This is a genomic window from Kitasatospora sp. NPDC004289 (assembly GCF_053602875.1).
In genome coordinates this window covers 19,966-29,559 of the sequence record NZ_JBSGEL010000086.1, presented here as the reverse complement: position 1 = coordinate 29,559, position 9,594 = coordinate 19,966, and the positions used below count along the sequence as shown (strand labels likewise).

At 73.9% G+C, this 9,594-nt stretch carries 8 protein-coding genes; 6 read left to right on the top strand and 2 right to left on the bottom strand.

Features of this window, described 5'->3' with window-relative positions:
• Positions 1-1,404 (bottom strand): protoporphyrinogen oxidase (gene hemG / locus ACWEPF_RS35100; RefSeq protein ID WP_452175767.1); only part of this gene is annotated, 1,404 nt, incomplete at its 3' end.
• Positions 1,405-1,547: 143 nt separating this feature from the next.
• On the opposite strand from hemG, the gene ACWEPF_RS35095 reads away from it, so the two are divergent.
• On the top strand, positions 1,548-2,318 hold the full coding sequence (locus ACWEPF_RS35095) for an SDR family oxidoreductase (RefSeq protein WP_452175766.1): 771 nt from the start codon (positions 1,548-1,550) through the stop codon (positions 2,316-2,318).
• Between the two features lie 105 nt (positions 2,319-2,423).
• Positions 2,424-3,482 carry a DUF4349 domain-containing protein gene (locus ACWEPF_RS35090; protein WP_452175765.1) on the top strand — a complete coding sequence of 353 codons (1,059 nt, stop codon included), beginning with the start codon at positions 2,424-2,426 and terminating at the stop codon, positions 3,480-3,482.
• 63 nt (positions 3,483-3,545) lie between these two features.
• Here ACWEPF_RS35090 and hemE read toward each other — a convergent pair whose 3' ends face one another.
• Positions 3,546-4,634: a uroporphyrinogen decarboxylase gene (gene hemE, locus ACWEPF_RS35085; RefSeq protein ID WP_345288612.1), complete on the bottom strand. Its 1,089-nt coding sequence runs from the start codon at positions 4,632-4,634 to the stop codon at positions 3,546-3,548.
• A 177-nt stretch (positions 4,635-4,811) separates the two neighbouring features.
• Between hemE and ACWEPF_RS35080 the strand changes: the two genes are divergently transcribed.
• The 4 genes from ACWEPF_RS35080 (at position 4,812) to ACWEPF_RS35065 (ending at position 9,594) form a co-directional block, all read left to right on the top strand.
• Complete coding sequence (locus ACWEPF_RS35080) at positions 4,812-5,462, top strand: DUF3000 domain-containing protein (protein WP_452175764.1); 651 nt, start codon at positions 4,812-4,814, stop codon at positions 5,460-5,462.
• A 327-nt stretch (positions 5,463-5,789) separates the two neighbouring features.
• Complete coding sequence (locus tag ACWEPF_RS35075) at positions 5,790-6,509, top strand: response regulator transcription factor (protein WP_345288610.1); 720 nt, start codon at positions 5,790-5,792, stop codon at positions 6,507-6,509.
• A 319-nt stretch (positions 6,510-6,828) separates the two neighbouring features.
• Positions 6,829-8,076, top strand: a complete 1,248-nt coding sequence (locus tag ACWEPF_RS35070) for an HRDC domain-containing protein (RefSeq protein WP_452175763.1) — start codon at positions 6,829-6,831, stop codon at positions 8,074-8,076.
• Between the two features lie 300 nt (positions 8,077-8,376).
• Positions 8,377-9,594 (top strand): thiolase family protein, encoded by a 1,218-nt coding sequence (locus ACWEPF_RS35065; RefSeq protein WP_345288608.1) that lies wholly within the window; start codon positions 8,377-8,379, stop codon positions 9,592-9,594.

Sequence of the window (9,594 nt, the reverse complement as noted above, 5' to 3'; positions counted from 1 at the left end):
TGCGCCCATTCTCCCTTCCCTGACGGACGCCCCGGTCTCCGGGGTCAACATCTCGTTGACGGCGCGGCGGGCACTGGCGATGCAGGCCGGAATGCCGACGCCGTCGTAGGCCGCACCGCAGACGGCCAGGCCGCCGAGGCCCGCCACCGCGCTGCGGATCCGGGCCACCCGGTCCAGGTGGCCGACCGGGTACTGCGGCAGTCCGCCGCGCCAGCGGGTCACCGCCGTGTCGTACGGGCGGGCCCGCAGGCCCACCGCCTCGGCCAGGTCGGCCAGCGAACGGGCCACCAGCTCCTCGTCGGGCAGGTCCAGCGCCGCCTCCTCGCGGTGCCGGCCCAGCGAGGTGCGCAGCAGGAACTCCTCCGGGGCCGAACGCTCCAGCCAGCCCCACTTGTTGGAGGAGAAGGTGGAGGCCTTGATCCGGCGGCCGTCCACCGGGGGCACCAGGAAGCCGCTGCCGGTCAGCTCCGCCCCCTCCAGGTCGGCCCGGCGGAACGCCATGGTGACCAGCGCCATGCCCGCGTACTCGACCTGCGCCAGCTCGGCGGCGGCGGACGGCAGCTCGGCCGCCAGCAGCGCCGCGGCGACCGGCGCCGGGACGGCCAGCACCACCTTGTCGGCGTGCAGCACCTCGCCGTTGCTGACGATCCGCCAGCCCTCCGGGGTGCGGCGCAGCTCCTCCACGGGGCTGTCGGTGCGCAGCTCGGCGCCGTTCTTCCGGGCCGCCGCGGCCACCGCCTCCGGCAGGGTGCCGAGGCCGCCGCGCAGGCCCTGGAAGACCGGGCCGCCCGCGCTCGGACGGGACGTCAGCTCGCGCACCCCCTCGGCCAGCGGGCCGCCGCGCTGGGCGATCGGCAGCAGGGCCGGGACGGCGGCGCGCAGCGAGATCTCGTCGGCGTGCCCGGCGTAGACCCCGCCGAGCAGCGGCTCCACCAGCCGGTCCACCACCTCGCGGCCCAGCTTGGCGGCCACGTACTCCCCGATCGAGACGTCCGCCCCGATCTCCCCGGCGGCACCGTCCTGCCCGGCCCGCCGCAGGCCCTCCTCGGTCAGCACCCCGGACTCCGCCAGCGCGGTCAGGTCCCCCGGCACGCCCATCAACTGCCCGGCGGGCAGCGGCCGCAGCTCACCCCTGGTCCAGATCCCGGCCTTCGCCGTGGTCGGCGGCTCCAACTCCCCCGCCAGCCCCACCTCCCGGGCCAGCTCCACCGCCTCCGGCCGCCTGGCCAGCATCGACTCGGCCCCCAGGTCCACCCGGACGCCGCCGACCTCCCCCCCGTACAACTTCCCGCCGAACCGCCCGCCCGCCTCCAACAACGTGACCCGAGCCGCCCCGCTCGCCAACCACGCCGCCGTCAGCCCGGCGATCCCTCCACCGACCACCACGACCCGAAGCTCTGCCATGCCCGCATCCTCGCAGAGCTCACCCAAATCCCATCAATCAGGGCGTCGCCCGTTCGCCTCCGGGCTGCTCCGGATCCGGCTGTCACGTTTCCGGGGGCCGCGTCGTCCCCTTCCCGAGCGACACTTCGACGGAGGAGACGGCGATGGACGACGTGGTGCTGGTGACCGGGGCGAGCGGGGTGCTGGGGCGCGAGGTGGTGGCCCGGTTGGAGGGGCGTGGGGTGGTGGTGCGGCGGTTGAGCCGGCGGGCCCGGGGCGGGGAGGGCTGGGTGGTGGGGGACCTGGCGACGGGGGACGGGGTGGCGGCCGCGCTGGCGGGGGTGCGGGCGGTGGTGCACTGCGCCAGCGACATCCGGCACCCGAAGAACGACCTGCCCGGGCTGCGGCACCTGCTGGCGGCGGCGAAGGCGGCCGGGGTGGAGCACGTCGTCAACATCTCGATCGTCGGGGTGGACCGGATCCCGTACCCCTACTACCGGATCAAGTGGCAGGGCGAGCGGCTGCTGGAGGAGAGCGGCCTGGGCTGGACCAACCTGCGGGCCACCCAGTTCCCGTCCCTGCTGACCATGGCCTTCGGTGCGCTGGCCAAGCTGCCGGTGCTGCTGGTGCCGGCGGGCACCGACTGCCAGCCGGTGGACCAGGGCGAAGTGGCGGAGCGGCTGGTCGAGTTGGCGCTGGGCGCACCGGCGGGCCGGGTGCCGGACCTGGGCGGTCCGCAGGTGCTGGGGGCGAGGGAGCTGGCGGAGGGCTGGCTGCGGGCGACCGGGCGGCGCAAGCGGGTGGTGGAGGTGCGGCTGCCGGGGAAGGCGGCGGCGGCGTACCGGGCGGGCGAGCACACCACCCCGAACGCGGACGGCGTCCGCACCTGGGCCGAGTACCTGGCCGCCGGACCGGTCGCACCCGAACCGCACTGACCGCAACGAGACTTTTCCGTAACGGAGTTGCGATCACCGGACGGGATCCCGGCGAGCCGCTGCCACGTCCAAGGCGTACAAGGACAACCGGGAGGGGCAGCGGAGATGACGGAACGTCAGGGCGGCGGCAGACGGGCGGCACTGGCCGTCGCGGGGGCGGCCACGGCCGCGGTGGTGCTGCTCGGTGGGTGCAGCGCCTCGGACAGCGGTGGCGGCAAGGCGAGTTCGGCGGACATGGCCGCCCCCGCGGCGGCACCGCAGAACGGCGCGGAGAAGGCGGCCGGGGCCCCGGCGGACACCAAGCCGGGCGCCGGTGGCGCGTCCGCCGCTCCCAGCCCCGGCGCGACGGGCCAGGGGCAGGAGGCGTCGGCACCGCGCCTGATCGCCTACACCGCCCAACTCTCGCTCCGCACCAAGGAGATGACCAAGGTCCTGGACGAGGCGCGCACCATGGCGACCTCGGGCGGCGGCTACGTGGCCGGGGAGCAGCTGGGCGGCGGCAAGTCCGCCGACGGCACGCCGACCGACGCCCGGCTGACCCTCAAGGTGCCCTCGGCCGCGTACCAGCAGACGCTGGACCGGCTGGCCGGGCTGGGCGAGGTGCTCTCGCGCAGCAGCCAGGCCGACGACCTCACCCAGCAGGTGGTGGACGTGGAGAGCCGGATCAAGACCCAGCAGGCGAGCGTGGACCGGGTGCGCAGGCTGATGGCGGACGCCAAGTCGCTGGCCGAGATCGTCTCGCTGGAGAGCGAGCTCAACCGCCGCGAGGCCGACCTGGAGTCGCTCCAGCGGCGGCAGCAGGAGCTCTCGGCGCGCACCTCGCTCTCCACCATCACGCTCCAGGTCGTCACGCCGGCGAAGGCACCGGAGCCGGTGAGGACGAAGGAGGAGAAGGGCTTCTGGGGCAGCGTCGGCGGCGCGCTGAGCGGCGGCTGGGACGCCCTGGTGGCGGTGGTGAAGGGCCTGCTGATGGTGCTGGCCGCGCTGGCGCCGTTCCTGCTGGTGCTGGGCCCGCTCGGCTACCTGGGCCTGCTGCTGCGCCGCCGGGCGGCCCGGAGGCGGCCCGCCGTGCGGCCCTCCGCCCTGCCGCCGCGTCCGGACGAGGACCCGTGGTCGGCCCCGACCGCCTCGGCTCCGCCCGCGCGGGAGCCGGGCGAGGAGTGAGCTCCCGCCTGACGGCCCGTCACGGGGGTCGGGCCGTCAGGCGGGTCACGCCGTACGGAGGGGTCAGCGCTGGCTGGCCTCGTGCACGAAGGCGACCAGGCGGCTGAGCGCGTCCGGGTCCATGCTCGGCATCACGCCGTGGCCCAGGTTGAAGATGTGGCCGGTGTCGCCGCCGATCGCCTGGGCGGCGTGCAGCACCTCGCGGGCCTTGGTCTCCACCACGGAGGTCGGGGCGTAGAGGACGGCGGGGTCGAGGTTGCCCTGGAGCGCCTTGCCGGGGCCGACCCGCTCGGCGGCCACGTTCAGCGGCACCCGCCAGTCGACGCCGACCACGTCCGCGCCGGCCTGGCCGAGCAGGCCGAGCAGCTCGCCGGTGCCGACGCCGAAGTGGATCCGCGGCACGCCGTAGCCGGCCACCGCGTCGAACACCTTGGTGCTGGCCGGCATCACCGAGCGGCGGTAGTCGTCCGGGGCGAGCGCGCCGACCCAGGAGTCGAATAGCTGGACGGCCGAGGCGCCGGCCTCGATCTGGATCTTCAGGAAGGCGGCAGTGATGTCGGCGAGGCGGTCCACCAGCCCGGCCCACAGCTCCGGGGCGCCGTACATCATGGCCTTGGTCTTCTCGTGGCTCTTCGACGGACCGCCCTCGACCAGGTAGCTGGCCAGGGTGAACGGCGCCCCGGCGAAGCCGATCAGCGGGGTGGAACCCAGCTCATCCACCAGCAGGCCGACCGCCTCGGTGATGTACGGCATGTCGTCCGGCTCCAGCGGGCGCAGCCGCTCCAGGTCCGCGGCGGTGCGGATCGGGTCCGCGATCACCGGGCCGACACCGGGCTTGATGTCCACGTCGATGCCGACCGCCTTGAGCGGCACCACGATGTCGCTGAAGAAGATCGCCGCGTCGACCTTGTGACGGCGCACCGGCTGGAGGGTGATCTCCTTGACCAGCTCGGGCCGCATGCAGGAGTCGAGCATCGGGATGCCCTCGCGCACCTTCAGGTACTCGGGCAGCGAGCGCCCGGCCTGACGCATGAACCAGACCGGCGTGTGCGGCACCGGCTCGCGGCGGGCGGCGCGGAGGAAGGCGGAGTCGTACGCGGCGCCTCGGTGCGCGGCGGCCTGACCGGACTGGGCAGCGGTTGTCTCACTCACACCCCGAATCTTCGCACGCTGCCCGGCCCCGGCCGTCCGCCGGAGGTCGTCGGTTCGCACGAAACGGACAGGCCGGACACCTCACCGGGTGTCAGCTGACGAACAGTCCGACAACCGTCACGCCACACCGGCCGAAATGACTCGGCCAACGGGCCCGCCCGACCTAGGCTCTCGGTCATGGCAGCGGTCGGCGGGCACCCAGCGCAGGGTGGCGGTACAGGCAAGGAGTCGGCTCCGGTGGAGTTCCGTGCTGCGGTGGAGGCCCTGGCGGGCGCGCGGCTGCGCCCCGAGGTGCAGCTCTCCCCCGCACCGGCACCGAAGCGGATGGCCCCGTTCGCGTACGCGCTGACCGCGACCGTCGAGGTGGACGGCGAGGAACTGGCCGACGGACGGCTGGTGCTGCTGTACGACCCGGCCGGACAGGAGGCCTGGCGCGGCGAGTTCCGCCTCGTCTCGCTGACCAGGGCCGAGCTCGAACCCGAGATGGCCGACGACCCGATGCTCTCCGAGGTCGGCTGGGCCTGGCTGACCGACGCGCTGTACGCCCACGGCGCCGCCCACGCCGAGGCCGGCGGCACCGTGACCCGGGGCACCTCCCAGTACTTCGGCGCGCTCGCCGACCGGGAGACCTCCACCGAGATCGAGGTCCGGGCCTCCTGGACCCCGGCCGACGGCCGCTTCGAGCGGCACCTCGCGGCCTGGGCCGACCTGCTCTGCGGCTGCGCCGGCCTGCCTCCGGCCTCCCCCGCGCCGCTGCCGCTGCCCGACGCCCCGTCACTCGGCGGAGTGGTCCCGATGCCCGCCCGGCGACGCCCGCGCTCCCACTGACGGGTCGCCGTCGTTCGTCGGCGCAGCACCACCCCCAGGGCTGACGCAGAGTGAATCCCCTGCTGCCTGCTGTCAATTGACCGTCCGAATCCGCCCGGACAGGTCCCGAACATGTCGCGTTCTGTGCGATTTCAGGGCATGTCGCATCAGTCACCTGCGCGATTTGTCCGTATTGTTACTCACTAGATCGTGATCTTTCGCTAAAGCCGGGCACGGTTGATGCCGAAGGTGTCTGTGACCCTTTCCAAACGCGGAACACTCCGAGCGCCCCCATCGGCCAGAGGCGGCGACCAGGAGCTGGCCTCCGCCACTCCCCCAGGAGGCACGGTGTCGGTCCTTCTCGAACACCCCGCAAGCGTGGTCGCCTACCGTCCGACGAAGCCCACCGCCATGGTGGTCATCGCCGACCCCCGCGTCCGGAACACCGTCACCCGGCACCTGTGGGCGCTCGGTGTCCGTGACGTCATCGAGGTCTCCTCGATCGCCGAGGCCCGCCCCCGGGTCTCCACCCCCCGCGACATCTGCGTCGCCGACGTCCACCTCCCCGACGGCTCCGGCCTCACCATCCTCGCCGAGACCCGCGCCGCGGGCTGGCCCAACGGCCTGGCCCTGTCCGCCGCCGACGACATCGGCGCGGTCCGCTCCGCCCTCGCGGGCGGCGTGAAGGGGTACGTCGTCACCGGCACCCGCACCAACCTCGCCATGCCGGGCCGCCCCGGGCTGCCGATCGGCGCCGGCGGTCTCGCCGGGCGGATGCGGCGGCCGGGGATGCCCGGGATGCCGGGTGCGGCGGGTGCGCCGCACGGGGCTCCGGGCGCTCCCGGTGCGCCGGGCGTGCAGCCGACCACCTACCGGGAGCTGTCCGGGCGCGAGGTCGAGGTGCTCCGGCTCGTCGCCGAGGGCCAGTCCAACAAGGCGATCGGCGTCGCGATGGGGCTCTCCGCCCTCACCGTGAAGAGCCACCTGGCCCGGATCGCCCGCAAGCTCGGCACCGGCGACCGGGCCGGCATGGTCGCCGTCGCCCTCCGCACCGGCATCATCCACTGACGCCCCGTCACCCCCATCACCCCAGCTCGGGGCCCGGAGGAACGTTTCCCCTCCGGGCCCCTCTCGTTGTTCAGGGTTACCGACGGGAGTGGTGATGCCTCTGGGGGCGCGAGGCTCTGCTGATGTGCGGCTCCGCCGCGGGGCGCGAGCCGGGAGGCGGCTCACCTGCAACTGAACCGCCGTCAGCCAGTCGCTGGTGCTGCCTTTCCACCGCGCGCAGTTCCCCGCGCCCCCGGCATGACCACTTCCGCGGCCCCGGGCGACCACCTGCCTGGTCCGGGGGCCTACCCGGATGCGGAGGGCGTCGTACCCTTGGTGGGTGACCGACGCCGTAGCCACCCCAGAAGAGACAGCCCCGGTCCCGCTCCTCGAGCCGAGGGAGGGGCTCCCACCCGTGGTGGCCGACGAGACCGCGCTCGCCGCGACCGTCGCCGCCTTCGCGGCGGGCACCGGCCCGGTCGCCGTCGACGCCGAGCGGGCCTCCGGCTACCGCTACGGCCAGCGCGCGTACCTGATCCAGCTCCGCCGCGCGGGCTCCGGCACGGCACTGATCGACCCGATCGCCTGCCCCGACCTCTCCGCGCTCGGCGAGGCCCTCGCCGACACCGAGTGGGTCGTGCACGCGGCCACCCAGGACCTGCCCTGCCTGGCCGAGGTCGGGATGAGGCCGAAGGTCCTCTTCGACACCGAGCTGGCCGGCCGGATCGCCGGGTTCCCCCGGGTCGGCCTCGGCCCGATGACGGAGAGCGTGCTCGGGCTGTCGCTGGCCAAGGAGCACTCGGCGGTGGACTGGTCCACCCGCCCGCTGCCCGAGCCGTGGCTGCGGTACGCCGCTCTGGACGTCGAGGTGCTGGTCGAGCTGCGCGACGCACTCGAACGGGAGCTGGACGGCCAGGGCAAGCTCGAGTGGGCCCGCGAGGAGTTCGCCGCCATCGCCGCCGCGCCGCGTCCGGCGCCGCGCACCGACCCCTGGCGCCGCACCTCCCAGCTGCACAAGGTCCGCCGCCGCCGGCAGCTGGCCGCCGTCCGCGAGCTCTGGCTGGCCCGCGACCAGGCCGCCCGCGACCGGGACGTCTCGCCGGGCCGGGTGCTCTCCGACGCGGCGATCGTCAACGCCGCGCTCGCCATGCCGCTGAACGCTCCGGCGCTGCAGGCCGTGCAGGGCTTCGGCCCCCGGGTGAACCGCCGTCAGCTGGACCTCTGGCTGGCCGCGTTGCAGCGGGCCCGGGAGATCCCGGAGAACGAGCTGCCGCCGGCCACCGCGCCGCACGACGGGCCGCCGCCGCCGCGCGCCTGGGCGGAGAAGGACCCGCTGGCCGCCGCCCGGCTCTCCGGGGCGCGGGCCGCCGTCACGGCACTGGCCGAGCAGCACCACCTGCCGGCCGAGAACCTGATCACCCCGGACCTGGTCCGCCGCGTCTCCTGGGAGCCCCCGGTCCCCGCCGACACCGACTCGGTCATCGCGGCCTTCCGCCGCCTCGGCGCCCGCAAGTGGCAGACCGAGGTGATCGGCGCGGCCGTCGCCAAGGCCTTCGCCGAAGCCAAGGTCCCCAAACCGGAGGCCTAGACACGAGGACCAGTTGCAAGCGCTCAGGGGCGCGAGGAACTGCGCGCAGGGGAACGGCAGCACCTGCAACTGGCTGACGAGGATTCAGTTGCAGGTGAGCCGCCTCCCGATTCGCGCAGTTCCCCGCGCCCCTGGGTCGTTGCCCTGCCGTGCGCCCCGGGTCTGGTGACCGAGGACACATGCCCCAGAGCTATGGGCAAGGTAGTTACCGGCGGGTAGCATGGCCGGTGAAGCAGCGCCGCCTCCCCGTCGTGGGTCGAGGTCTGCACCCACCTGTCGTGTCCCCTGGAGGAGAGCCCCGTGCCTCGTACCTCGAGGGACGTCGTCTTCGTCGATGGCGTCCGCACCCCGTTCGGCAAGGCCGGCCCGAAGGGCATCTACCACGAGACCCGCGCCGACGACCTGGTCGTCAAGTGCATCCGTGAGCTCGTGCGCCGCAACCCGAACCTGCCGACCGAGCGGATCGACGAGGTCGCCATCGCGGCCACGACCCAGATCGGCGACCAGGGCCTGACCATCGGCCGCACCGCCGCGCTGCTCGCCGGCCTGCCGAAGTCCGTCCCGGGCTACGCGATCGACCGCATGTGCGCCGGTGCGCTGACCGCCGTCACCACCACCGCGGGCGGCATCGCCTTCGGCGCGTACGACATCGTCGTCGCGGGTGGCGTGGAGCACATGGGCCGGCACCCGATGGGCGAGGGCGTGGACCCGAACCCGCGCTTCGTCTCGGAGAAGCTGGTCGACGAGTCGGCGCTGTTCATGGGGATGACGGCGGAGAACCTGCACGACCGGTTCCCGCACATCACCAAGGAGCGTTGCGACGCCTACGCCGTCCGCTCCCAGGAGAAGGCCGCCAAGGCCTACGTCAACGGCGACATCCAGCCGGACCTGGTGCCGATCGCGATCCGCAACACCAACTCCGAGATCGGCGAGACCGGTTGGGGCCTGGCCACCACCGACGAGCCGATGCGCCCGGGCACCACCATGGAGAGCCTGGCCGGTCTCAAGACCCCGTTCCGTCCGCACGGCAACATCACCGCGGGCAACTCGGCCGGTCTGAACGACGGTGCCACCGCCTCCCTGCTGGCGGCCGAGGACGTCGCCGAGGAGCTCGGCCTGCCGGTCAAGATGCGCCTGGTGAGCTTCGCCTTCGCGGGCGTCGAGCCCGAGGTCATGGGCATCGGCCCGGTGCCGGCGACCGAGAAGGCGCTGGCCAAGGCCGGTCTGACGATCGACGACATCCAGGCCTTCGAGGTCAACGAGGCCTTCGCCGTCCAGGTGCTGGCCTTCCTGGACCACTACGGCATCGCGGACGACGACGAGCGGGTCAACCCGTACGGCGGCGCCATCGCGTTCGGCCACCCGCTGGCCTCCTCGGGCGTGCGCCTGATGAACCAGCTGGCCCGCCGCTTCGAGCAGCGCCCGGACGTCCGGTACGGCCTCACCACCATGTGCATCGGCTTCGGCATGGGCGGCACCATCATCTGGGAGAACCCGCACTTCGAGGGTGGTAAGTGA

What these genes read in the sequence shown, in the direction of transcription:
- ACWEPF_RS35095 (WP_452175766.1), top strand. Translation starts at nt 1,548, where the DNA reads ATGGACGACGTGGTGCTGGTGACCGGGGCGAGCGGGGTGCTGGGGCGC.
- ACWEPF_RS35090 (WP_452175765.1), top strand. Translation starts at nt 2,424, where the DNA reads ATGACGGAACGTCAGGGCGGCGGCAGACGGGCGGCACTGGCCGTCGCG.
- ACWEPF_RS35080 (WP_452175764.1), top strand. Translation starts at nt 4,812, where the DNA reads ATGGCAGCGGTCGGCGGGCACCCAGCGCAGGGTGGCGGTACAGGCAAG.